Here is a 24849-nt window from a genome sequence, read left to right on the forward strand (position 1 = left end):
GAGGTAATAATATGGGTAAATTATTGTCAACATATTTAATGCCACATCCACCTATTATAGTACATGAGGTGGGACATGGGGAAGAACATAAAATACAAATGACAATAGATTCTCTTGAGAGAGTATCTCGCAATATAGAAAATCAAAAACCAGATACAATAATTATTATCTCGCCACATGCATATGTCTTCAGTGATGCTGTTTCAATTGATTTGAGAGAAACAGTAGAAGGCGATTTAGGACAATTTGGTGCTTACAGCGTAAAGATGGGGTTTCAAAGCGATTTGCCATTAGCGGATGACATAGTTAAAAAAGCAGAAAATGAAAAAATTCCTGTAGCAAAGATAGATGACAAAATGATAAACAGATTTAAGCTTTCAAAGAAACTTGACCATGGATGCATCGTTCCATTATATTTTGTAAAAAAACATTTCAAAACTTTTGAACTTATAAGAATGTCATATGGATTTTTGTCATTTGAAGATTTATATAATTTTGGCGTTCAAATAGGGAAGTCCATCAGAGAAAGCAATAGAAATGTGGTATTTATTGCAAGTGGTGATTTATCACACAAATTAACGCCAAATAGCCCTAATGGGTATACACCGAATGGAAAGATTTTTGATGAAACACTATTAAATTTGCTAAGAGACATGAAAGTAAAAGAAATAATCAACATGGATAAAACATTGATAGAAGATGCTGCGGAATGTGGGTTTAGATCTGTTTGCGTCATGTTGGGTGTGCTGGATGGTTACAAAGTCAAGGCAAATATTTTATCACATGAAGGTCCTTTTGGCGTTGGATACGGCGTAGCTGAATTCATTCCCGAAAGTTATACAGGTATAGGTTTATTAGATGAACTATATAGGCTGAAAAGGGAAAGGATAGACAATATAAGGAAATCAGAAGATGTTTATGTGAAGCTAGCGAGAGAAAGCCTTGAGTATTATTTGAAAAATAACAGTATAATGGATGTTCCGGATAATCTGCCAGATGAAATGAAAGAAAAGAAAGCAGGTGTATTTGTATCGCTCCATAAAGATGGTGAATTGAGGGGCTGCATAGGCACTGTATATCCTTTAAAGAATAATATAGCAGAGGAAATCATAAGAAATGCAGTAAGCGCTGGTACAGAAGATCCGAGGTTCTATCCTGTCGAGATAGATGAACTTGACGATATAGTTTACTCAGTTGACGTTTTGACAAAACCTGAGCCTGTAAAATCAAAAGACGATCTGGATGCAAAAAAGTACGGTGTAATCGTAAAAAGCGGTTATAAAAGTGGATTGCTTTTGCCAGACCTTGAGGGCGTTGATACAGTTGATCAGCAGATATCTATTGCGCTTAGAAAAGCTGGCATTGCACCAGATGAAAAATACACTATTGAAAGATTCGAGGTTGTGAGGCATAAATGAAAGAAGCACTCTATTATGAAAAGATAGACAACGACAGTGTACACTGCTTATTATGTCCGCAAAATTGTATAATAAGTGATGGGAAATATGGCTTTTGTCGTGCTAGAAAAAATGAAGGTGGCAAGTTATATACTGAAAATTATGGTAGAATCACATCTCTTGCTGTGGATCCGATAGAAAAGAAACCTCTATATCATTTCATGCCCGGCAGTCATATACTATCTGCAGGTACGTATGGTTGTAATCTTAGGTGTTTATTTTGTCAAAACTGGGAGATATCTCAACAAAGGTTAGAGGGGGAATACCTATCGCCAAGTAAATTGGTAGAAATCGCAAAAAAACAGCAAGGAAATGTAGGAATTGCATATACCTATAATGAACCATCAATCTGGTATGAATATGTGTTAGATTCTGCAAAAATTTCACATAAGGAAGGTCTTAAGAATGTGCTTGTAACAAATGGATATATAAATATCGATCCTTTAAAAGAGCTCTTGCAATATATTGATGCAGTTAATATAGACGTAAAAGCTTTTTCTAATGAATATTATAAAAAAATATGTCATGGAAATCTGGAAAGCGTTTTGAAAGTTGTTGAAGAAGCTGTGTTAAACTGTCATGTAGAAATAACCACATTGGTGGTGACAGGAGAAAATGACGATTATACTGAAATTGAAGAACTTTGCAAATGGACATCAAGCATAAACAAAGATATCCCTATACATTTTTCTAAGTATTTTCCTCGATATAAAATGAAAAATCCAGAAACACCAATAAAAGTGCTTGAAGATATTTATGCCATTGCAAAAAAGTATCTAAATTATGTATATTTAGGGAATGTATCCGGATTCGATAACAATACTTATTGTCCTAATTGCGGACATCTTTTGATTAAAAGAAGTGGCTATGTACACGTTGTAGGAATAGAAGATAATAAATGCGGTAAATGTGGGAAAAGCTTTTATGGTTTGATATAAAGAAACTTTATGCAAAACAATTCAAGAGATAATTTAAATAAAAAAACGAGTTACAATAGATTTTTGTCGAATAATATAACTTATTGTAACTCGTTTTTAATTCCAAAATAAAATTAAATTGGTTAACAAAAATTAAATAAAAAATTATTAACATCGGAATCTGATAAAAATATAGCAATTATAACGAGAACCATCGTTCCGAGCTTGCCGCCAAACGTGAAAATACATACCGGGAGTTTACCTGAATAAGGGATGAAGTGCAGGAATGGTGGTTCCATATTGCAATTTTAAAATATCGTTAAAAGCTATTGAATTTTATTACGGTTACTGATATAATAATTATAGTAAGCGAACTAACTTGGAGGTGTAAGATTGAGAGATAACGTGAAAGGCGGTGCGCTAACAGAAGTGACTTTTTACATTTTGCTTTCCCTGTATACACCAAGGCATGGATATGCTATTATGCAGTTTATTGAAGAAAAAACAGCAGGACGGCTTTCTTTAGGAGCAGGAACACTCTATGGAGCATTGAATGCTTTGCAAAAAAAGGGATGGATTGCTTTTCACGGGGATAATGAGGGAAGAAAGAAAGAGTATTTAATCACAAAAGCAGGCAAGGAAATTGCAAAGAAAGAACTTGTACGACTGCAAGAACTTATTCAGGTCGCAACTGAAATTATTGGGGAGGGGTAAACTTTATGAGTAAAAAGTATCATCGCTTTTATGATGGTTTATTATCAGCGCAGGAAAATTGGCTGAACAAAATGGCGAAAAAAGGTTATCGATTAGTCCGCACTGGTAAACTACTTTATGAATTCGAAGAATGCGTGCCGGGACAATTTGAATATCGGATTGAGTTCATAGGTCATAAATCAAAAGAGGACGTAACAGATTATTGCAATTTCTTAGAGGATTTGGGTTATAAAGTATTTTTCAAAAACATCAATTTGAATTATTCAATTGGAAAATTACGTTATCGCCCATGGGCTGAAAAAGGTGGGCGAATAGCAACAAATTCAACAACGTTTGACCGTGAATTGCTTATTGTTGAGAAAAAAAACGATGGTAAGGAATTTGAATTGCATACTTCCTATGAGGATAAGTTGAAATACTGCAAATCTTTGAGAAACGCTTGGCTTTGGTTTCTTTTATTGTTTGTAATTTTGGGCTGTGTACAACGTTCCATCGTTTGGGGCATTGGCGGGGTGCTCGTCCTTATTCCAATCACCGCGTATCAATCTGAAATTATTAAAATCAGCCGTAATGCTAAGATAAGGGAGTGGTGACTATGCAAAACATAAATAAATCATTTAATGGCAAAAAGCTTATTATTACATTAGTTGCTGTTATTGCTCTTGCGGCGATTATGCAATTTACCGGACTTGCTTCATTTGGTTCATATGTGAAAGTTCTCTTTTTTGAGAACAAGGGTGAAAGCAACTGGGGTGCCCACTACTATATGCTCACTGGAAAGCTAAGCAAGATTTTGCACTTAGGAGATGAGGAATGCTACTTAGATATAAATGTTAAAACTGATGCAGGAAATATCAGTTTACTAATAAAAGGTGCAGATGGAACAACGTATTTTCACAAAGAAAATATACAAACGTCTTCATATAGTGTTACCGCAACTGGTGCTGTAAGGGCAACTGTAATTGCGGAGGGGCATCGTGGTAGTTTTTCGATAGAAAAGCATAATGCCAAATTCACCAATCCCTAATTATTGGCAAAGTAGTGTTAATTCACTGGGAAATTAAAAATAGATATTATCCTATTAAAATTAAGTAATCTCATATTTTTGCAAACATTTAAAACTATATTGACGTTCTTAATATATTATTAATTTCTAACTACATATACTTATTATCAATCTAATTCATTATATAATCTGTTTTCTCACTTCTTCTAATAGCTGTTAAACACTATATTTATTTGATATTTTTCTTGCTTATCTTACCAATTCATTTTTCAGGCCTGCTTACGGTATCTTTTATTTCTGTAACAGCGTCATGGGAATGGAGTTGCCTGTACTGATGAAATGGTGTTATAGCTCTGTGCTAATGTGCAGGCAGCAAAAATGTGCTCTGCTTTCAAAAATAACCATTGCCAGAATAACCGAAGGCAACAAGGAAAAGACAATAAACAGTCTCTAATGACGGCTGGAAGTCATTCCACGACAATCCCGTGCTTGCTTGCTATTTTAAGCAGCAAGAGTAATATGATTATTCCTTTCCTTTACCGTACTTCCTTAAGATGAATTCCTTGAATTCTTCGAGGGCTTTTTTAGCTTCATCTGGAAGTTCTGACATTGGATCATCTGTTTTGTGGGTAGCTATGGTCTCTGTTTTATCTTTGGCATCGGCAGTATGGTTGTGCCTATGCTCAGTTCGGCCAAGGAGATAATCAACGGATACATTAAAAAGATCGGCCATTTTTTGCAAAGTACCCCATTCAGGGAATCTTTTTCCTTGTTCATAATGTGTTATTGCAACACGTGAAAGATTTAATTTTTCTGCAAGTTCCCGTTGAAGAAGTCCTTTTTCCTCTCGGAGCCTACGAAGCCTTTCCGGAAAACCCTCTCTATTAAAAATGATTTTAAACACTCCTTTCTGACAACATGCTCTATATGTTAATTATACCCACATAGGTTACCTACAGCAACATTAAGTAACAATGAGGAACTTTTCTATTGAAAAGTGTACCAATAAGACTTGACAAGTTACATTTTGTTACTTATAATTAAAGTAATAGTAAGTTACGAATTGGAACTTAGGGAGGTGGATAAATTGAAACAATATAGTAAACTTGCTGAAATTCGAATTTCCAAAGGTTTAATACAGAAAGATGTTGCCCAGGCAGCAGGTGTAACACGGGCTTTTTATACACAAGTAGAAAATGGAACACGGGTGCCGTCATTGAAAGCAGCAAAGGCAATGGCAGATATACTGGGGGTGTCACTGGATGTTTTTTTTGATGCCCTTGGAGTAACAAAATGGAACTCAAATGTGATGATGAAGAAGGGACTAACTCCAAGGTCGTTAATTAGTAATTCATCAAAGGATGTGATGCCTTGGAAATAACAAGACGCCTATCTCTCATTGCTATGTATGCGGCAAAAACTTTAAGCATCTGAATGTCATTTGCTTTGCCAAAATCCACAACTACATCGACTGCGCGTAATGCCCAAAAGCCACAAAAACAGGCTGCGCAGATTTGTGTCGACCTCTATAGGTTATCAAAGAACAAAGGTGATCCCTATGCTAGTCAAAGGCGTAATTGTTATCGACCATTGTCGAGTTCCTTGAAGTAAACTCAGATGTTTTCCTTTGCCAGGGAGCTGAACCATTGACTATGCAGGGGTGTTGGGGTGTTGCACACAATAGAAAAAATATATTGATAGATGAATTTTTTTAATGAAATTGAATAAGTTGATATTGAGAATAGATGAGTTTATTAGTTATGAAAAGGATTAATTTTAAACTTATACAAAAACATTCTTTTAGTTGAATCAACTTTTGGGAGAATATAAAGTATATCCCAAAATCAAAATAAGCATAAACATAATTCCTAAAGTATCTATAAAAAGGGGAGGTGCTTATATTTTATGATTTAAAATTCTTTGACATGTATGGGTAGCTAAAAGTTTTCTTTGCAGTGGAGAGGGCAGGAAAAATTAAAAACAAAAAGGGAAAGAAGGATTTTTATGAAATTTAAAAAGTTCATAAGCATGATACTGGTTTTTTTAATGATATCACTGCTTATCGTTGGCTGTAGCAACAATTCTAATTCCAACAAAACTTCTGAAAACAACAAGATCACGACAACAACGGAAACTTCTGTAAAACCTGGTGAAGCTACGCCAAGAAATGAGACGCTTTATATAAGTGGTTTGCAGTGGGGACCTCCTACGACATTTAATCCTTTAAGCCCCAGCCAGACGTCACTTCCATTGTCAGCAACAAGTATTGCCAGAGAGCTTACATTTGAAACATTGTTTATGTACAATCAACTTGATGGAAAGATGTATCCACTTTTAGGAAAATCATATGCATTTTCATCTGATAATACTGTATGTACAGTAACATTAAATCCAGATGCAAAGTGGAACGATGGACAAAAAGTTACGGCAGGTGATGTCGTGTATACTTTTGAGTTAGGCAAAAAATATCCTGTTTCGTGGTCCAGCAACTGGAATTACCTTGATAGCGTTACTGCAAAGGACGATACAACTGTGGAATTTAAATTAAAAAGCGACAATAAAAATCCATTGATGGTGGAGGAAGCACTAGAATCAGTTTACATTTTGCCTAAACATGTTTGGACAAAGATAGAAGAAAAAGACAATAATGATTTTAGTAAAATATCAAGTGAAGTAAATGAAAATCCTGTGGCATCAGGTCCATACAAAGTTTTCTATTATGACAATACAAAAGTTGTCTTGATAAGAGACGACAATTATTGGGGCAAGGCACCTTCCATGTGGGGCAAATTGCCGGCACCAAAATATATAGTTCACAATATATTTAAAGATAATGCTGCCGGTGATACTGCTTTAAGGCAAAATCAGGTAGACGTTTCACAGCAATTTACACCGAATATTCAGACTTTTGGACCAAATATAAAAACATATTTATCAAAACCTCCATACTATATGCCGGGAGTTATACCTTGGCTGGTTATAAATGTTACAAAGCCTGGACTTGACAATGCAAATGTGCGTCGTGCAATAGCAATGGCTATAGATTACGATAAGATTGCGAAGAATGCCATGAGTGGCTATTCAGGAACGATGTCACCATCATTGATGCTGCCTCTTGATTCAGAGCAAAAACTTGTAGATCAAAGTCAATTAGCACCTCTTCAATGGAAGTCCCATGATATTGATGGTGCCAATGCATTGCTGGATTCCATTGGTGCTAAGAAAGGACCAGACGGAATAAGAGTGTTAAACGGACAGAAATTGTCGTTTAAAGTTGAGTGTCCAACTGGATGGTCTGACTGGAATGCAGCACTTGAAATTGTAGCATCGTCTTGCAAAGAAATAGGAATAAACGTTCAAACATATTTTCCACAACAGTCTGTTTGGAACAATGATATGCAGACAGGTAATTTTGATATGGGCATGTACTCATATCAAGGTATAGGAATATCTTCTCCTTGGGCACGTGCATATCAGGGAATGAGCTCAAATGGGTATGCTCCTATAGGTCAGACAGCTTATTTCAACTATGGCCGCTATAAAAACTCTGAAGTAGATACTTTGCTAAATCAGATTCCAAACATAACAGATGAAACGCAATTGAAAGACGCGTGGACAAAGCTTAATGAGATTTACTTAAAAGAGGTTCCAATGATTGGCTTGATGTACAGGCCGGCTGACTTCTACACCGTTAATACTTCTGTTTGGAGCGGATTCCCTGTTGAAGGCGATGGAACGAATATTCCTCCAAATATATGTATGGACGGCTATGGAATAGCAGCTTTATATAAAATTCATTCTTCTAAATAAAAAATAGAGGAGAGTTTAAAGTGAAAAGCTATAGAAAATATATGACAAGTAAAATTGCTTGGTACGTCCTAACTTTTGTAGTAGCTTTATTTCTGAATTTCCTTTTGCCAAGGTTGATACCGGGGAACCCGGTATCAACCATTGTTTCAAAAATCACCAGCGGAATGGCAGATACAAATTCGATTAAACGAGTTTATGAGACATTTGAGAAAGAATTTGGATTAAACAAGCCTATCTGGGAACAATTTTTAATATACGTTTCCAATCTTTTACATGGAAATATGGGCACTTCTTTTGGACAGTATCCGCGAAAGGTAACAGATATATTGGCAAGTTCAATCATGTGGACAATAGGACTTCAACTGCCTGCAATTATTGTAAGCTGGATTCTTGGCAATGTTTTAGGGGTTCTAGCAGCTTACATAAAGAAGGGCTTTGACAAAGTCTTATTTCCAGTTTTTCTATTTATAAGTTGTATACCATCATTCGGGTTTGCTATAGTCCTAGTGTGGCTATTTGCTGTCGCATTAAAAATTGCTCCAGCCAGTGGTGGATATGCATTTGACATGATTCCAAGTCCTACATTATCATTCTTTCTTTCAGTATTACAACATTATCAACTTCCATTTTGGTCCATAGTTTTGGTAGGAATTGGTGGTCAGTCTCTTGGTATGAGAGAGATGTCTATATATGAATTAAATGCAGATTATGTCAAGTATTGTCGATTATTAGGTCTTAAGGATTCAAAAATAGTGAGATATGTTTTCAAAAATGCAGTACTTCCGCAAATAACCGGACTAGCACTTTCTTTAGGTACAATGGTAGGAGGTGCACTTATTACAGAGATCGTTTTTAGCTATCCTGGTTTAGGCTCAGTGCTTTTTAACGCCATTGCTGCACAGGATTTTCCTCTTATATCAGGATGTACCCTTTTAATCACTACAGGCGTTTTGATAGCTAATTTTGTTATAGATATAGTTTATGGTTTGATAGATCCTAGAATTAAAGTTGCACAACAGGAGTGATGAGATATGAAAAATAATTTCAGTATTATTTTCAAGTCAAGTAAATTTAGGCTGGGATTTATAATTTTTGTTTTATTGTTATTGAGTGTGATTATTTTTCCAATTGTGAATAAGGAAGATCCTTTAAAAATGAATTATACAATGTTTCAAAAACCTGGCCCTAATTTACCACTAGGTGCTGACAATTTTGGGAGAAATGAATTAGTAGAATTAATAGCTGGTGGCAAGACATCGCTAATTATAGGAATCTTGGCTGGAGGAATTGCCACGGGTGTAGGGCTTATTCTGGGACTTTTTGGTGGATATATAGGTGGTTTAGTTGATGATGTACTGTCATCAATTACAAATATATTTCTCGTCATACCATCTTTTATTATATTGGTATTAATATCTGTCAGTATTAGTTCCAGATCGTATTTAACTACTGCCCTAGTAATTGGTTTCACTAGCTGGCCTTGGACTGCAAGAGCTGTCAGAGCACAAACGATATCATTGCGGAATCGGGATCATGTAAACCTTGCAAAAGTTTCAGGCTATAGTATACCAAAGATTATTGCAACTGAAATATTGCCATATATAGCATCATATGTTGGTATGGCATTTATACTTCAAGTTGCATCAGGAATTCTTTCAGAAGCCACCATATCGATGCTGGGGCTTGGACCTCAAAATACGGTAACACTGGGGCTTATGTTAAACTGGGCTACAATGTATGAAGCACATATGAGTGGTGCATGGTGGGCTTTTGTACCGCCTGTTTTAATGATTGCGCTGATTACTTTTTCGCTAAATTTGATGAACACAGGTCTTGATCAAATTTTTAATCCACAAATAAGGAGTTAATAATTATGGCTGAAAAATTATTAGAAGTTAAAAATTTAAAAAGCGTCTATAAGACAAGATTTAATGAAAAGATTACTGCAGTTGATGATGTATCATTTGATTTAGAAGATGGCAAGTGCTTGGGTATAGCAGGAGAGTCAGGATGCGGCAAATCTACACTAGCTATGAGCGTTATGGGATATTATTATCCTCCTCTTTTTTATGAGAGCGGTATTGTAAATATGTCTGGAATTGATATAACGAAAATTCCGTACAATCAGCTAAGAAAAGAGATACTTGGAAAGGAAATAGCGTATATACCTCAAGCAGCGATGAATGCACTAAATCCTACTCAAAGGATTATAAACTTGATTGAAGATGTGATGGAAGAACATATATCTGGCATTACAAAGAAAGAGATAAGAAAAATAGCCGAAGATAGGTTCGAGACACTTAATTTGCCAAAAGATGTTCTTCAGAAATATCCGATTGAACTTTCTGGCGGAATGAAGCAGAGAACAGTCATAGCTATTTCTACAATATTAAATCCAAAGATTCTCATTGCAGATGAGCCGACATCAGCACTGGATGTTACGTCTCAAAAAATAGTGATAAAGCTCTTAAAAGATTTGATAAAGAGAGGATTTATAAAGGCGATGGTTTTTATAACACATGAATTGCCTCTTTTATACAATATAGCTGATGACATTATGGTTATGTATGCAGGTGAGATTGTTGAATCAGGAGAAGCAGATGAAGTTATTTTTGATCCAATTCATCCTTATTCTAATGGATTGATGAATTCAATAATTGTGCCAGAAAAGGGTATAAAAGGGAAAAAGCTGACGGTTATTCCCGGTGCTCCTCCTAATCTAAAATATAAATTGGATGGATGTAGATTTTTTGATCGGTGTTTATTTGCAAAAGATGAATGTAAAATTAGTGAGGTTAGTGTGAAATATGTAAATAACAGAAGTTATAGGTGTGTATTGCAAGTAGACGAGCTTAAGGAGATGTATGAAGATGGCAAGAAACGAGCTACTACTTAGTGGAAAAGATGTAACAAAGATATTTTCAAATAAAAAGAAAAAAACTATTGCCGTCGACCATGTTAATTTTGAATTTAAAAGTGGTGAAATAATATCCATCGTTGGTGAGAGTGGAAGTGGGAAGACCACATTAGCTAAAATGATATTAGGATTGCTTAGCCCAACCAGTGGTGAAATTATCTTCAGAGATAGACCTATAGAATTGAAGACCAGAGAGAAACGAATAGAGTATTGGAGAAATGTACAGCCAATTTTTCAAGATCCTTTTTCATCTTTTAACATATTTAAAAAAGTTGACAATGTATTGTTGGACTGTATAAAGCTTCTTAATATCAAGCTAAAAAAAGATGAGAAGTACAAAAAGATTGAAGAAGCATGCAATTTTGTGAATTTAAGATTTGAAGAGATATATAATAAGTATCCTTTTGAACTTTCTGGTGGTCAAATGCAGAGGCTTATGATAGCGCGTGTATTATTGATACGTCCAAGACTTGTCATTGCTGATGAGCCTACCTCAATGATTGATGCTTGTTCTAGAGCTAGTATACTAGACGCATTAATGAAATTGAAAGATGAAATAGGGACAACAGTTGTGTTTATAACGCATGACATTGGCCTTGCTTACTATGTGTCTGACAAAATATACGTCATGAAAGAAGGACGATTTGTGGAAGAAGGCTTTCCTGACGATGTGATTTTAAATCCAACAGAAGAGTATACTAAACATCTAATAGGTGATGTCCCTAAAATAGAGAGCCGGTGGGCATTATAAAGTTTAGACATGAAAAATATTTCTTTGAATTTTCTTCTTTATATTCATAAATTGTTTTGCACGTGATTATACTTTATGCTATCATTTTTTAGATAGCATTATTTTTTTAATGACACATTATATCTGCTTTAAAAAATAGATGGTTTTATGCTAAAATTATGATTAAACGATAATTAATTACGAAAGAAGTTGATTTACATGGATATAAATAACATAAAGATGGTTGGAATTGATCAAAGTATATCTATTGAAATTAGAGAGAAGGTATCTTTTAATACAGATATAGCTGATGTGCTCCAAAAATTAAAAAATGATGGGCTTGATGAAATAGTTATATTATCAACATGCCATAGGAGTGAAGTATACTTTTATTCAGAGAGCATAGGTCTTGAGGAGATAAAAAAATTTTATGTAGAGCATTTTAAGTTAGAAGATGACTTTAAAAATTATCTTTATGGTATATCTGGCATAAAAGTCGTGGAACACATTTTTAGAGTTGCGTGTGGGTTAGAGTCGATGGTTGTCGGTGAAGACCAGATATTGGGACAAGTGAAAGATGCACTAAACATTTCACAAATTAATAAAGGATCTGGCAAAATATTAAATAAACTTTTTAGGGATGCCATCACTCTCGGGAAAAAGGTCCGCACAGATACGGGTATAAAAAATTTTTCATCGTCTATAAGTCATATTGCTGTTAAGTTTATAGAAGATGTATTTAAAGATATAAAAGGTAAAAATGCTTTTGTTATCGGGACAGGTGAAATGGGGAAAATCGCTATAAAAAATCTTATTGCAAAAGGTGTCAACGTGTGTGTCTCAAACAGAACCCATACAAAGGCACAATGTCTAAAAGAGGAGATACCTGAAATAGATGTTGTGCCATATGAAGATAAGTATGAACAAATTGCAAAAAGCGATATAGTGATAAGCGCTACGAATGCACCACACTATACTGTTTGCTATGACAAATTTAAAAATGTTTATGATGGAAAACGGATTTGCATAGTTGATATTGCGCTTCCGAGAGACATAGATCCTAAAATTGCAGAAATTGATGGCCTAAGCTTATATACAATAGATGATCTTAGAAAAACTGCTGAAGAAAATAGAAAAAAGCGTATTGATGTTATTAAAGATATTGAGAAAGTGATCTGCGATAAAAAAGCGGAGTTCAATGATTGGTTTAAGACGATAAAGATTGAACCATACATTAAAAAGATATACATTTATTCACACAACATATGCGATATAGAATTTGATAGATTGGCAAACAAACTTGAGGGTGCAACAGATAAAGATAAGGAAAATATTAGGATATCTTTAAAAAGAGTTGCAGACAAGATGGCGAATATGATGATATCACAGATAAAGAAAGATGTTTTGATGAATGACGATATATCCTTTAATGACGATCGAAGAGAGGAAAATATATGAAAAAGATTAGAGTTGGGACTAGATCAAGCGAACTTGCTTTAACTCAGACACTTATAGTTGTCAATGAAATAAAGAAATATAAACCAGATATAGAATTTGAAATAGTAAAGATAAGTACAAAAGGTGATAGTGCATTAAATGCACCTTTAAGCGAGATAGGAGGCAAGGGCCTTTTTGTTAAAGAAATTGAAGATGCATTGATTAATAATGTGATTGACATGGCTGTTCACAGCATGAAAGATATGCCTTACGAAGTACCTAATAACCTTAAGCTTTTATCTGTATATAGAAGAGAAGATCCACGTGACGTTTTTATTTCAAAGAATGAAAGATTTATTGATTTAAGAGAAAGTGCAAGAATAGGTACAAGTAGTTTAAGGCGAAGTGTTCAGCTTAAGAATTTGAGGCCAGATATTGAGATAGTACCCATAAGGGGTAATATTGCCACGCGAATAAAGAAAATGCATGAGCTAAACTTAGATGGTATAGTATTAGCAGCATCTGGGATAAAACGGCTTGGCCTTGAAGACATGATAAAGGATTATTTTCCAGTAGATTTGATTGTTCCGGCACCGTGTCAGGGAATACTGGCTGTAGAGATTAGGAGGGATTTTGAAGAAGAATTTTTTGAAATTTATCCAATGCTACTTGATGCAAAGACTTTTTTTGAGTCGTCTGCTGAAAGAAAAATAATGAAGAGGTTTGGCGGAAATTGCAAGATACCATTGGGAATATATTCAGAATATAAAAGAAATGGGAATGATGATTTAATTACGGTGAGAGTATCATATTATAAAGATGGGAAACTTCTAAAAGGTAAAGAAACAGGATTAATGAAGGATATAGGTAAAATAGGTGATAGACTAGTTGAAAAAATTGGAGGTATATAATGGCAGGCTTTGTTTATTTAATAGGTGCGGGACCTGGTGATGTAGGTCTTATTACATTAAAGGCAATTGAAGTAATAAAAAAAGCAGATGTGATTGTATATGACAGGTTGATAAATGACGGCATACTTGCAATGGCTAAAGATGGTGCTGAGCTTATAGATGTTGGAAAGATGCCTGATTCACATAAAGTGCCGCAATGGAGAATAAATGAGATTATTGCTGAAAAGGCTATAGATGGCAAGTTGGTAGTGCGATTAAAAGGCGGCGATCCATTTGTATTTGGAAGAGGTGGTGAAGAAGGGGAGTGTCTTTACGATAAGGGCATATCGTTTGAAGTGATTCCGGGAATCACTTCTGCTATAGCTGTTTTGTCTTATGCAGGTATTCCTATTACACACAGGAATTTAAGTTCATCATTTCATGTTATAACAGGTCATGAATCTGACGGTAAAACTGAAAATCTCGACTGGGAAGTGATTGCTAAACTTAATGGTACTCTTGTATTTTTGATGGGTATGAAGAACATCGAATTTATAGTAAATAAACTGATTGAAAATGGTATGTCTAAAGATATTCCTGCTGCTGTAATAATGAATGGGACAACGCCGCATCAAAAGGTGGTAAAGGGCACTTTATCAGATATTGCAAAAAAGTCCCGCAATGAAGGTATGCACAATCCAGCAATAATAGCCATTGGAAAAGTTGTAAATATGAGTGAAAAGCTTGAATGGTTCGAAAAGAAACGACTTTTTGGAAAGAGAGTCCTTTTAACAAGGACATACGACTTAGCTATGAATACCGCGGATGATTTAAAAGATAGTGGGGCAGATGTCGTCATATGCCCAACTATAAAGATAATTCCGGAAGTAGATAATGTATCAAGACTTATTGATAATATTGAAAAATACGATTATCTCATTTTCACAAGTGTAAATGGCGTCAACGTCTTTAAAGAAACTATCAATTTAAAGAAATTTGATTTAAGAAAATTGAATGGAGTAAGGATTGCAGCGATAGGCAGTAAGACATGTGAGGCTCTAAATAAAATGTATATATATCCAGAGGTTGTGCCTGATGAATATACTTCTATAGCTTTAGCTGGTAAGCTTAAGAGTTATGCAAAAGGGAAAAGTGTGGCGATTTTGACTTCTGACATAGGTGGCGATATGCTTATAGACAATCTCAAAGATATCGCCTTTTTAGATAAGATTGTGGCGTATAAAAATACCCCAAATTATGAAATAAAAGATAAATTAACGAATGAGATTAAAAAAGGTATTGATATAGCAATATTTACAAGCACATCAACATTTAAATACATGTCTTTAATATTAGGAGATGATATATCTTTCTTAAAAAATGTAAAAATAGCTGCAATAGGACCTGTGACGAAGGATAATATCGAAAGAGCGGGTTATAAAGTAGATATTATGCCAAATACTTACACATTTGAAAACTTGATTAAAGAGATATTAAAGCGCGAAGCATAAATGCATATCTTCGCGCTTTAATGCGTATTTATTATCACAAAATTTCTTTTGCCGTTTCAAAGCTGGCTTCAATGGTCTTATCAATATCTTCATCTGTATGTGAAGTGGATAAGAAAAAAGTTTCATACTGAGATGGCGGCATATATATACCTCTCTTTAACATGGCATTGAAATATTTTGCAAACATATCTGTATTTGATTTAGTGGCTGTTTTAAAGTCGTAGACATCGCAGTCACTAAAAAACATGCACATCATTGTACCGACGCGATTTATTTTAACATCTATTCCATTTTGTTCCATGCTATTCTTCAAACCTCTGCACAGTCTGTCAGCTTTTTTATCCAATTCATCATAGATAGAAGGGTCTTCTGATAATACATTCAATGTTTCGTGACCGGCCACCATTGCTAGTGGATTGCCAGATAATGTACCTGCTTGATAAACAGGGCCGTCGGGGGAGATCATCCTCATAATATCCTCTCTTCCACCATAAGCACCAACAGGCAAGCCACCTCCAATAATTTTTCCGAATGTGGTTATATCCGGATTAATACCGTATAGTCCTTGAGCACATGAAAAAGATACTCTAAATCCAGTCATAACCTCGTCAAATATGAGAAGTGAACCATATGATTTTGTAATTTCTCGCAAAGTCTTTAAAAATCCCTCTTTTGGCGGAATAGTTCCCATGTTTCCTGCCACTGGCTCAACAATAACCGCGGCGATATTTTCTCCGTATTTTTTAAATATCTCGACTATCAAATCACTGTCATTATACTTTGCTATTATCGTGTTTTTAGCTGTTTCATTTGTTACACCTTTTGAATCAGGTGTTCCAAATGTAAGAGCACCGGATCCTGCCTTAATGAGAAGACCATCGGAATGGCCGTGGTAGCATCCTTCAAATTTCACTATGATATCCCTTCCAGTGTATCCACGAGCTAACCGTATAGCGCTCATTGTAGCCTCGGTGCCCGAATTTACCATCCTTATGACTTCAACTGATGGAACAGCGCTTTTTATTTTTTCGGCTAATTTGACTTCTATTTCAGTGCAAGCTCCGAAACTTGTGCCATTTTCCAACTGATTTTTTAAAGCATTGACTATGCGAGGATTACAATGACCTAGTATAAGTGGGCCCCACGAGAGAACATAATCTATATACGTATTTCCATCTACATCTTCTATATGGCTGCCATATCCTCTTTTTATATATGGTGGATTTATTCCAACAGATTTAAACGCTCTTACAGGACTATTTACACCGCCAGGCATAAGTTTTTTAGCTTTATCAAAAAGTTTTTTCGATATTTCGTGATTCATCATTTATCATCCCTTTTTAAAAGATTGCTTTTTCTTATTATATCATCGTATAATTTGATTTTTTCATCAAGCGACATAGACGATGACTTAAGTTTATCTCTTGTGCTGCTTAGTTCGGATATTAGACTACCGAATTCGTCTGTTATTAAATTCTCAAGCATTTCCCTTATTCTTCTTGACAATAAGGGACTTTTGCCATTTGTTGATATTGATATAGTAAGATCACCTCTCCTTATAACAGACGGGGTTATAAATGTTGAAAGCTCTTTATCATCAACGACATTTACAGGTATATTGTTATCTATGCATTCTTTTGATATTTCTTTGTTAAGCATTTTGTCATTGGTTGCAACAATTACTAAATTGTAATTTTGAACGTCGTTCTTTTGGTATTTTCGATCTATTAATTCTATTTTGCTGTTTTTAGACAGTTCCCAAATATCTTTGATGAATTTGGGTGCTATAGCTGTAACAGTGCCACCAAATTCAAGTAAAGACAATATCTTTCTATATGCTACATTACCACCACCAATTACAAGGCATTTTTTATTTTTGATGTTTAACATTATAGGATAGTAAGCCATTTTGCAACATCCTTAGCAAAGTACGTTATTATGATATCGGCCCCTGCTCTTTTTATTCCTGTCAAAGATTCTAAAACTGTAGATTTTTCGTCTATATAGCCCATCTGAGATGCGGCTTTTATCATTGAGTATTCACCGCTTACGTTGTAAGCAGCAATTGGGATATTGAATGTGTCTTTTGCTCTTCTTATTATATCAAGATACGGCAGTGCAGGTTTAACCATTATTATGTCAGCACCTTCGTCTATGTCAAGTGAAATTTCTCTTAAAGCTTCGTCAGAGTTTGCAGGATCCATTTGGTATGACTTCCTATCTCCAAATTGTGGTGCTGAATTGGCTGCTTCTCTGAAAGGGCCATAGAATGACGAGGCATATTTAGCGCTGTAAGATATTATTGGCGTGTTTACATAACCATTTTCATCTAAGATATCTCTTATTGCTTTTACACGTCCATCCATCATGTCTGATGGAGCCACGATGTCTGCACCTGCCTTGACGTGTGACAATGCTATTTTTGCTATGTATGAAACTGTCTCGTCATTTTGTACATAGCCATCTCTTACAATTCCACAATGCCCGTGGCTTGTATACTCGCACATGCATACATCAGTTATGACAATCATTTGCGGAATTGACTCCTTTATAGATTTTACAGCTTTTTGTACGATCCCATCATCATCATATGCTTCAGAACCTAATTCATCTTTCTTTGATGGTATGCCAAAAAGCAGAACGGCAGGTATTTTCAAATTATGTACTTCTTTGACCTCATTTATAAGCTTGTCTACAGAATAACGATAGACTCCAGGCATTGCACTAATTTCTTCTTTTATGTTTTCTCCAGGTACAACAAACATAGGATATATCAAATCATCTACGCTTATAGACGTTTCCTTTACCATTCTTCTTATAACTTCATTTGCTCTAAGCCTTCTTGGCCTTTTTAGTAATTCCATAGCGACACCTCACTAAATATTTATTTATAAATTATTATATCACTTTTTGTTTAATGTACATGACTAATTTTTCAAAATCATGTTTAACAATTCAAATAAAATGTGATTGACATTAATAAAACGATGTGTTAAATTATAAAAAAGAAATCCACAAATTCATATCAATTTACTATGAATTAAAGGAGGATAAAATGATTTTCAATGATGATTTAATAAAGACATTAAAAGATGGTGGATTCATTAAACAAAAGCAAAAAGATTACTATTCAATAAGAATAAGAGTAGTCGCAGGCAATATTACCGCTGAACAGATGAGAAAAGTATCTGAACTTGCTGAAAAATACGGCAGAGGATATGTCACATTTACAGTAAGGCTGGGGATAGAGATTCCATGGGTTCACTACTCTAAATTGCAAGAGGTAAAAGAAGAAGTTGAGAGAATTGGACTTGCAATGGCTGGCTGTGGACCAAGAGTAAGACCGATTGTAGCCTGCAAAGGTACTGTTTGCCCATATGGATTAATTGATACGCAAGGTTTAGCAAAAAAACTCGATGACGAGTTCTTTCCAACACCTGGTTTCCCTCATAAATTCAAAATGGGAATTTCAGGCTGCCCTAATAATTGTACGAAGCCTCAATTTAACGATATCGGATTTCAAGGGCAGGTAGAGCCTGAACTTAATGAAGATCTATGCACAGGTTGCGGACTGTGCGCAGACGTCTGTGACGTGAAAGCAATTACGATTAAAGACAATTTAGCCAGAAGAGACGATGATAAATGTATTTATTGCGGTTCATGCATTAGAGTGTGCCCAATGGATGCGTGGAAGAAAAAAAGAAGCGGCGTAGCAGTCTTTGTGGGCGGCAAGTTTGGCAAAAGGTACAACTTTGGGTACCATATTGCGGACCTTGTTGATGTAGAAAAAATACCAAATATTATTGAGAAGACAATGAATTTTTACAAAAGCAATGGCATCAGCAAAGAAAGGCTTTATGACACAATAAATAGAATTGGACTTGAAAATTTCAAAAAAGAAATTTTAGAAGATAAAAATATAAAGTGAGGGGTGCAACTTATGAATATCAAAGTAAATGGCAATGATCAAAAAATTGACAGAGAGTATACTGTAAAAGAATTGTTAGATGTATTAAATGTTAAAATGAAAGAATATGTAACGGTTCAGCTTAACGATGAAATATTGTCAAGAGATGATTTTGATAAAATAACTGTAAAAGACGGAGATATAGTGGAATTCCTTTATTACATGGGAGGAGGAGGTAGATGAATTTTTCTAATGAACAGTTAGAAAGGTATTCACGTCATATTATACTAAAAGAAGTTGGTGCAAAGGGGCAGCAAAAAATATTAAATTCAAAGGTTTTGATAGTAGGGACAGGTGGCCTTGGAGCACCAGCAGCTATGTACCTTGCGGCAGCAGGTGTTGGAACAATAGGATTAGTAGATTATGATAAGGTGGATTTATCGAACCTTCAAAGACAAATAATTCATAGAACTAAGGACATTGGCAAAGATAAAGTTATATCTGGTAAAGAGACAATCAATGAGATGAATCCTGATGTAAATGTAGTAACATATCATGAATGGATAAGCTCTAAAAACATAATTGATATCATAAATGATAAAGATTATGACTTTATAATTGATGGTACGGATAATTTCCCGGCAAAATTCTTAATAAATGATGCTTGTGTGTTTATGAAGAAACCTTTCTCACATGCCGGAATAATAAGATTTGAAGGTCAAACAATGACATATGTACCAGGTGAAGGACCGTGTTATAGATGTGTTTTTCAAGATCCGCCGCCGAAGGATGCCGTTCCTACATGTAAACAGGCAGGAGTGCTTGGAGTCATGGGTGGAATAATTGGTACGATTCAGGCGACAGAAGCATTAAAATATATACTTGGAGTTGGTGAACTTTTAACAGGTTATTTATTGACATTTGATGCGTTAAAAATGGAATTTAGGAAAATAAAAATATCGAAGAGAAAAAGCTGTCAAGTTTGTGGTATCCATCCTTCAATAAAAGAGTTGATAGATTATGCAAAGCCGCAGTGCGATCTTAAGGAGGCTCACAAATGATAATACTGTCAAGGAATGATTATGAAAAAATATTAGATCATGCAAAGAAAGAAAGCCCTATTGAAGCATGTGGTTTACTTGCAGGAATAGTAGATGGTGAAAAGAAATTTGTAAAGGAAGTTCGTTTGCTGACTAATATAGATAGAAGTCCTGAGCACTTCTCGATGGATCCGAAAGAACAATTTGAGGCTTTGAAGTATTTCAGAGAAAACAAATTTACGCTTATCGGGAATTTCCACAGTCACCCCCAATCACCGGCAAGGCCGTCAGAAGAGGACAAAAGACTGGCATTTGATAGTAAACTTAGCTATTTAATATTGTCACTGATGGACAAAGAAAACCCTGTCTTAAAGAGTTTCATAATTGAGTATGGAAATAGCTATGAAGAAGATATTTTAATTGAAGATTAAAAAATGTGATAGGAGGTATAATTGTGAATGAAATTAAAGCTGATAGTTTTATAGATATAACTGATGTAGTATGCCCTATTACTTTTGTAAAAGCAAAGGTGGCTATAGAAGAATTAGAAGATGGGCAAATCCTTGAAGTAAGAATGAATGAAGGAGAGCCGATTAAGAATGTACCATCCAGCTTTAAAGATGAAGGACATAAAATATTAAATGTTATAAATAACCGAGATGGAACTTATACGATATTTGTTAAAAAGGGAGGCCTTGTCAATGAGGTTTAATACAAAGCTATTACATCTGAATTATGGACCTGATGAAAAGACTGGAGCCTCATTGACGCCTATATATCAATCTACATCATTTAGCCATTCAGCAGAGGAACTGGAGAATATATTTAAAGGCAGTGAATATGGCTTTACATATACGAGAATAAATAACCCAACTATTGAAGCTTTTGAAAGAAGGATTGCATCACTGGAAAGCGGAATAGGGGCAGTTGCATGCTCCTCAGGAATGGCTGCTATAACTTTAGCCATTTTAAATATCTTGAAGACTGGTGATGAAATACTATCTAGTTCAGGAATATTCGGTGGGACGTATGAACTATTTAAAGATTTCGAAAACTTTGGCATTACTGTAAAATTTGCAAAAGATAATTCGATAGACGCTTTTAAAGAATCTATAACTAATAATACAAAATTGATTTATATCGAAACGATTGGAAATCCTAAATTAGATGTTCTTGATATAAAAAGTCTTTCAGTTCTGGCACACGAAAATAAAATTCCTTTAATTGTGGATAATACTGTAACTACTCCATATTTAATTCGACCGATAGAAATGGGAGCAGACATCGTTATACATTCAACATCAAAATTTATAAATGGACATGGAAATTCTATTGGTGGAATTATAGTCGATTCTGGTAAATTTAATTGGGATTTTAATAAGTATTCAATGTTGAAAAAGTTTGAAAAATATGGGCAATTTGCTTATCTAGCAAAGCTTAGAAAAGGCCTCTTTAGAAATATTGGTGCGTGTATGTCTCCATTTAATGCATATCTTAATAATTTGGGTTTAGAAACGCTTGGGATAAGGATGGAGAGGCTATGCGAGAATGCTTATGAATTAGCTGTTTTTTTAAAGGAATTTGATAAAGTACTATCAGTTAACTATCCGGGGCTTAGAGAAAGTCCATTTCACGATATTGCAAAAAGACAGTTTGGTGATAAATTTGGCGCGATACTGACAATTCGTGTAGGTTCTAAAGAAAAGGCGTATAAAATGATTAATTCTTTAAAGTATGCAACAAATATCACGAATATAGGTGATACACGTACGCTTATAATTCATCCATCATCTACGATTTTTGCCGAAAGCAGTGATGAGGAAAAAAAGTTTATGGGAGTATATGACGATTTAATAAGAATCTGCGTTGGGCTTGAAGATGTGGAAGATTTAAAAGAAGATTTTAAGCAGTCTATTGATAGACTATAATTTTTTACTCAAATTATAAGTATTATGATATGTTTACTATTAATTATTTTGTGAGGTGTTAATATGGATCGATTAGACATGTTGGAAGCTCAAAGTATATACATATTAAGAGAAGCTTACAAAAGCTTTGGAAAACTCGGTATGTTGTGGTCGATTGGGAAAGATTCTACAGTAATGTTGTGGCTTGCTAAAAAAGCTTTTTTTGGACATTGCCCGTTTCCCTTTATTCATATAGATACGACGTATAAAATACCCGAAATGATAAGATTTAGAGATAAGATTGCAAAGGAGTATAATCTCGACCTTATCGTCTACACAAACTGGGATGCTATAAATAATGGCATGGGGCCAGAGAAAGGCAGATTAGTTTGCTGTAAGGCACTAAAAACGGATGCATTGCAGCATGTGATAGATAAATATAAATTTGAAGGATTGATTGTAGGTGTGAGAAGGGATGAAGAAGGTTCAAGATCAAAAGAAAGGATTTTTAGTGAACGAAATAAAGAGTCTGAGTGGAATTACACAAACCAGCCTCCAGAGCTTTGGGATCAGTTTAAGACAGATTTTCCAAAAGGTAATCATATCAGGGTACATCCTATATTAAACTGGACTGAATTAGATATTTGGAAATATATAAAGAGGGAAAATATACCGGTTGTGGATTTATATTTTGCAAAGAATGGTAAAAGGTATAGAAGCCTTGGATGTGCACAATGTACAGGACAAATAGATTCAAATGCATCAACAGTTGATGAAATTATAGAGGAATTAAAGCACACAAATATAAATGAACGTGCTGGCAGAGCACAGGACAAAGAAGACGCATATGCTATGCAAAAACTGAGGAAAGATGGTTATATGTAAAAGGAGGAAAAATGCATGCTTAAGTTTAGGGAGACTCTTAAGATTGTAGTTGTAGGCCACGTTGATCACGGAAAATCGACAGTTATCGGAAGGCTTTTGTACGATACAAAGTCATTGCCGGAGAGGGCTATTGAAAAAGTAAAAAGAATATCAAAAGAAACTGGTAAGCCATTTGAATATGCGTATTTATTAGATGCTTTTGAAGAGGAACAAAAACAAGGTATAACCATCGATACAACGCAAATTCAATTTCATACAAAAAAAAGAGATTACGTAATAATAGATGCACCGGGACATGTAGAATTTTTAAAAAATATGATATCTGGTGCAGCTAATGCAGAAGCTGCGTTACTTGTTATCGACGCCAATGAAGGTGTAAGAGAACAGTCAAAAAGGCATGGATACATTCTTTCATTGCTGGGCATAAAAAAAGTTTATGTTCTAGTTAATAAAATGGACTTAATAGATTATTCGGAAGAAAAATTTTTAGATGTAAAAAGCGATATGGATACCTTTTTAAAAAGCATTAATGTCTTTCCACAAAAATATATACCCGTATCCGCTTTTTATGGTGAGAATATAGCTTTAAGGTCAAAAAAAATGCCGTGGTATAAAGGTGATACAGTCTTAGATGCTTTAGATGTTTTTGAAAAGGATAAAGAGATAATCGATAAACCACTGAGGTTACCTATACAAGACGTTTATAAATTTGATAATAGAAGGATTATCGCTGGCAGGATAGAATCTGGCGTACTAAATGTGGGAGATGAAATAGTAATATATCCAAGTAAAAGAACGTCTAAAATAAAATCCATAGAATACTGGCAAGAAAAAGACAAGACGACAAAAGTTGAAGCGGGAATGTCAGTCGGAATTACGCTTTTTGATGAGTTTTTTTATAAAAGGGGAGAATTTATAACCCGCAAGGATGATGAGGCCCCACTGGTAGGAGATACGTTTAAGGCGAATATATTCTGGATGGGTGAAAACAGGCTGACAATAAATAAAAGATATAAACTTAAATTAGTTACACAAGAGACAGAATGTGAAATAGCCGCAATTAATAGAGTAATAGATGCTTCTACGCTTTTTTCCAATGACAACGCAAAAAAAGTAAATACTAATGAAGTCGCTGAAGTTGTGATAAAGACCAAAGATAAAATTTGTTTTGATGAATTTAGAAATAATCATGTAACAGGGAGATTTGTTATTGTAGATGGTTATGATATAAGCGGTGGAGGAATTATAAATGGCTTAGAAATTTTAGATGTAGCAAATAAATTTGTAAAAGGAAATGTGGAACTTCCAATAACCTGCTTTGATGAATACTATTATTTAATACCATACAACGAGATAAAGAAAGTAGCTGTTGAAAGAAAATCTTATAAAATAGGTGATAAGTTACCTATAAATGGAGACACATATTATTACCCTGATAATTTTGATGTTATTGACTTAAATAATGAGCTATCTGCCTTAATAAGGGATGGTAAACTGGTTGATTTAATCAATTTAAATGACTATAAGTATGAAGGTTATCCTGTATATAGCAGTGATGGATTTTTGGCAAGGGTAAAAAATCAAGATGATTTTATTAATTTTAAAAATGATTTTAAGGAGTCAAAATACGATTTAGTTGATTTTGCAAATAAGTGGTATGACCCTATAGCTAATAAACGGATTGTATATAAAGCTGTATAAATGATTAAACTTAAGAGGTG

26 protein-coding genes are annotated in these 24849 nt (G+C 34.6%); 22 read left to right on the forward strand and 4 right to left on the reverse strand.

Translation table 11 applies throughout. The annotated features are described in order from the left end of the window. Positions 1-11: 11 nt before the first annotated feature. From amrA to Q2T46_RS14885, 5 genes are all read left to right on the forward strand, one after another. Entirely contained in the window at positions 12-1418 is a 1407-nt protein-coding gene (amrA, locus tag Q2T46_RS14865; RefSeq protein ID WP_303264856.1) for an AmmeMemoRadiSam system protein A, read from the forward strand. Next, positions 1415-2395 carry an AmmeMemoRadiSam system radical SAM enzyme gene (gene amrS / locus Q2T46_RS14870; protein WP_303264855.1) on the forward strand — a complete coding sequence of 327 codons (981 nt, stop codon included), beginning with the start codon at positions 1415-1417 and terminating at the stop codon, positions 2393-2395. The genes amrA and amrS overlap by 4 nt, the downstream gene beginning before the upstream one ends. A gap of 372 nt (positions 2396-2767) precedes the next feature. Next, entirely contained in the window at positions 2768-3088 is a 321-nt protein-coding gene (locus Q2T46_RS14875) for a PadR family transcriptional regulator (RefSeq protein ID WP_303264854.1), read from the forward strand. Positions 3089-3093: 5 nt separating this feature from the next. Further along, the gene (locus Q2T46_RS14880; protein WP_303264853.1) at positions 3094-3681 is read left to right on the forward strand and encodes a DUF2812 domain-containing protein; all 588 of its coding nucleotides are present in this window, start codon (positions 3094-3096) and stop codon (positions 3679-3681) included. A 2-nt stretch (positions 3682-3683) separates the two neighbouring features. Continuing rightward, positions 3684-4115: a hypothetical protein gene (locus Q2T46_RS14885; protein WP_303264852.1), complete on the forward strand. Its 432-nt coding sequence runs from the start codon at positions 3684-3686 to the stop codon at positions 4113-4115. 502 nt (positions 4116-4617) lie between these two features. Here Q2T46_RS14885 and Q2T46_RS14890 read toward each other — a convergent pair. Continuing rightward, positions 4618-4998, reverse strand: a complete 381-nt coding sequence (locus Q2T46_RS14890) for a helix-turn-helix domain-containing protein (RefSeq protein ID WP_303264851.1) — start codon at positions 4996-4998, stop codon at positions 4618-4620. A 183-nt stretch (positions 4999-5181) separates the two neighbouring features. Between Q2T46_RS14890 and Q2T46_RS14895 the strand changes: the two genes are divergently transcribed. The 9 genes from Q2T46_RS14895 to cobA all read left to right on the forward strand — a co-directional run bounded on the left by Q2T46_RS14895 (position 5182) and on the right by cobA (position 15389). Beyond that, positions 5182-5475, forward strand: coding sequence for a helix-turn-helix domain-containing protein (locus Q2T46_RS14895; RefSeq protein WP_303264850.1), 294 nt, complete (start codon positions 5182-5184; stop codon positions 5473-5475). Positions 5476-6098: 623 nt separating this feature from the next. Next, positions 6099-7904 carry an ABC transporter substrate-binding protein gene (locus tag Q2T46_RS14900; RefSeq protein ID WP_303264849.1) on the forward strand — a complete coding sequence of 602 codons (1806 nt, stop codon included), beginning with the start codon at positions 6099-6101 and terminating at the stop codon, positions 7902-7904. 20 nt (positions 7905-7924) lie between these two features. Beyond that, on the forward strand, positions 7925-8929 hold the full coding sequence (locus Q2T46_RS14905) for an ABC transporter permease (protein ID WP_303264848.1): 1005 nt from the start codon (positions 7925-7927) through the stop codon (positions 8927-8929). A 6-nt stretch (positions 8930-8935) separates the two neighbouring features. After that, positions 8936-9772, forward strand: coding sequence for an ABC transporter permease (locus Q2T46_RS14910; protein WP_303264847.1), 837 nt, complete (start codon positions 8936-8938; stop codon positions 9770-9772). 5 nt (positions 9773-9777) lie between these two features. After that, positions 9778-10800 (forward strand): ABC transporter ATP-binding protein, encoded by a 1023-nt coding sequence (locus tag Q2T46_RS14915; protein WP_303264846.1) that lies wholly within the window; start codon positions 9778-9780, stop codon positions 10798-10800. Continuing rightward, entirely contained in the window at positions 10775-11572 is a 798-nt protein-coding gene (locus tag Q2T46_RS14920; protein ID WP_303264845.1) for an ABC transporter ATP-binding protein, read from the forward strand. The genes Q2T46_RS14915 and Q2T46_RS14920 overlap by 26 nt, the downstream gene beginning before the upstream one ends. Before the next feature lie 198 nt (positions 11573-11770). Next, the gene (gene hemA / locus Q2T46_RS14925; RefSeq protein ID WP_303264844.1) at positions 11771-13009 is read left to right on the forward strand and encodes a glutamyl-tRNA reductase; all 1239 of its coding nucleotides are present in this window, start codon (positions 11771-11773) and stop codon (positions 13007-13009) included. Then, a complete protein-coding gene (gene hemC / locus Q2T46_RS14930; RefSeq protein ID WP_303264843.1) occupies positions 13006-13899 on the forward strand; it encodes a hydroxymethylbilane synthase in 894 nt (297 codons plus the stop codon). Before hemA ends, hemC begins: the two co-directional genes overlap by 4 nt. Beyond that, positions 13899-15389 (forward strand): uroporphyrinogen-III C-methyltransferase, encoded by a 1491-nt coding sequence (cobA, locus tag Q2T46_RS14935; RefSeq protein ID WP_303264842.1) that lies wholly within the window; start codon positions 13899-13901, stop codon positions 15387-15389. The genes hemC and cobA overlap by 1 nt, the downstream gene beginning before the upstream one ends. A 34-nt stretch (positions 15390-15423) precedes the next feature. On the opposite strand, the gene hemL is transcribed toward cobA, so the two are convergent. Genes hemL through hemB form a run of 3 tightly spaced genes read right to left on the reverse strand, consistent with a single transcriptional unit; the run spans position 15424 to position 18253 of the window. Continuing rightward, positions 15424-16716 carry a glutamate-1-semialdehyde 2,1-aminomutase gene (hemL, locus tag Q2T46_RS14940; RefSeq protein ID WP_399387614.1) on the reverse strand — a complete coding sequence of 431 codons (1293 nt, stop codon included), beginning with the start codon at positions 16714-16716 and terminating at the stop codon, positions 15424-15426. Next, positions 16713-17297, reverse strand: a complete 585-nt coding sequence (locus Q2T46_RS14945; protein ID WP_303264841.1) for a bifunctional precorrin-2 dehydrogenase/sirohydrochlorin ferrochelatase — start codon at positions 17295-17297, stop codon at positions 16713-16715. The genes hemL and Q2T46_RS14945 overlap by 4 nt, the downstream gene beginning before the upstream one ends. Further along, a complete protein-coding gene (gene hemB, locus Q2T46_RS14950; RefSeq protein WP_303264840.1) occupies positions 17279-18253 on the reverse strand; it encodes a porphobilinogen synthase in 975 nt (324 codons plus the stop codon). The genes Q2T46_RS14945 and hemB overlap by 19 nt, the downstream gene beginning before the upstream one ends. 191 nt (positions 18254-18444) lie before the next feature. Between hemB and Q2T46_RS14955 the strand changes: the two genes are divergently transcribed. From Q2T46_RS14955 to Q2T46_RS14990, 8 genes are all read left to right on the forward strand, one after another. Beyond that, positions 18445-19317 carry a 4Fe-4S binding protein gene (locus tag Q2T46_RS14955; protein ID WP_303264839.1) on the forward strand — a complete coding sequence of 291 codons (873 nt, stop codon included), beginning with the start codon at positions 18445-18447 and terminating at the stop codon, positions 19315-19317. Positions 19318-19329: 12 nt separating this feature from the next. Beyond that, positions 19330-19539, forward strand: a complete 210-nt coding sequence (gene thiS / locus Q2T46_RS14960) for a sulfur carrier protein ThiS (protein WP_303264838.1) — start codon at positions 19330-19332, stop codon at positions 19537-19539. Further along, positions 19536-20357 carry a molybdopterin-synthase adenylyltransferase MoeB gene (locus Q2T46_RS14965; protein WP_303264837.1) on the forward strand — a complete coding sequence of 274 codons (822 nt, stop codon included), beginning with the start codon at positions 19536-19538 and terminating at the stop codon, positions 20355-20357. Before thiS ends, Q2T46_RS14965 begins: the two co-directional genes overlap by 4 nt. Continuing rightward, the gene (locus Q2T46_RS14970; protein ID WP_303264836.1) at positions 20354-20767 is read left to right on the forward strand and encodes a M67 family metallopeptidase; all 414 of its coding nucleotides are present in this window, start codon (positions 20354-20356) and stop codon (positions 20765-20767) included. Before Q2T46_RS14965 ends, Q2T46_RS14970 begins: the two co-directional genes overlap by 4 nt. Positions 20768-20790: 23 nt before the next feature. Then, positions 20791-21048, forward strand: coding sequence for a sulfurtransferase TusA family protein (locus Q2T46_RS14975; RefSeq protein WP_132775603.1), 258 nt, complete (start codon positions 20791-20793; stop codon positions 21046-21048). After that, positions 21038-22264 carry an O-acetylhomoserine aminocarboxypropyltransferase/cysteine synthase family protein gene (locus Q2T46_RS14980; protein ID WP_303264835.1) on the forward strand — a complete coding sequence of 409 codons (1227 nt, stop codon included), beginning with the start codon at positions 21038-21040 and terminating at the stop codon, positions 22262-22264. The genes Q2T46_RS14975 and Q2T46_RS14980 overlap by 11 nt, the downstream gene beginning before the upstream one ends. A 63-nt stretch (positions 22265-22327) precedes the next feature. Further along, the gene (gene cysD, locus Q2T46_RS14985; RefSeq protein WP_303264834.1) at positions 22328-23128 is read left to right on the forward strand and encodes a sulfate adenylyltransferase subunit CysD; all 801 of its coding nucleotides are present in this window, start codon (positions 22328-22330) and stop codon (positions 23126-23128) included. Positions 23129-23143: 15 nt separating this feature from the next. Beyond that, complete coding sequence (locus Q2T46_RS14990; RefSeq protein ID WP_303264833.1) at positions 23144-24829, forward strand: sulfate adenylyltransferase subunit 1; 1686 nt, start codon at positions 23144-23146, stop codon at positions 24827-24829. Positions 24830-24849 lie beyond the last annotated feature (20 nt).

The organism is Thermoanaerobacterium sp. CMT5567-10 (genome assembly GCF_030534315.2).
Classification (GTDB): domain Bacteria; phylum Bacillota; class Thermoanaerobacteria; order Thermoanaerobacterales; family Thermoanaerobacteraceae; genus Thermoanaerobacterium.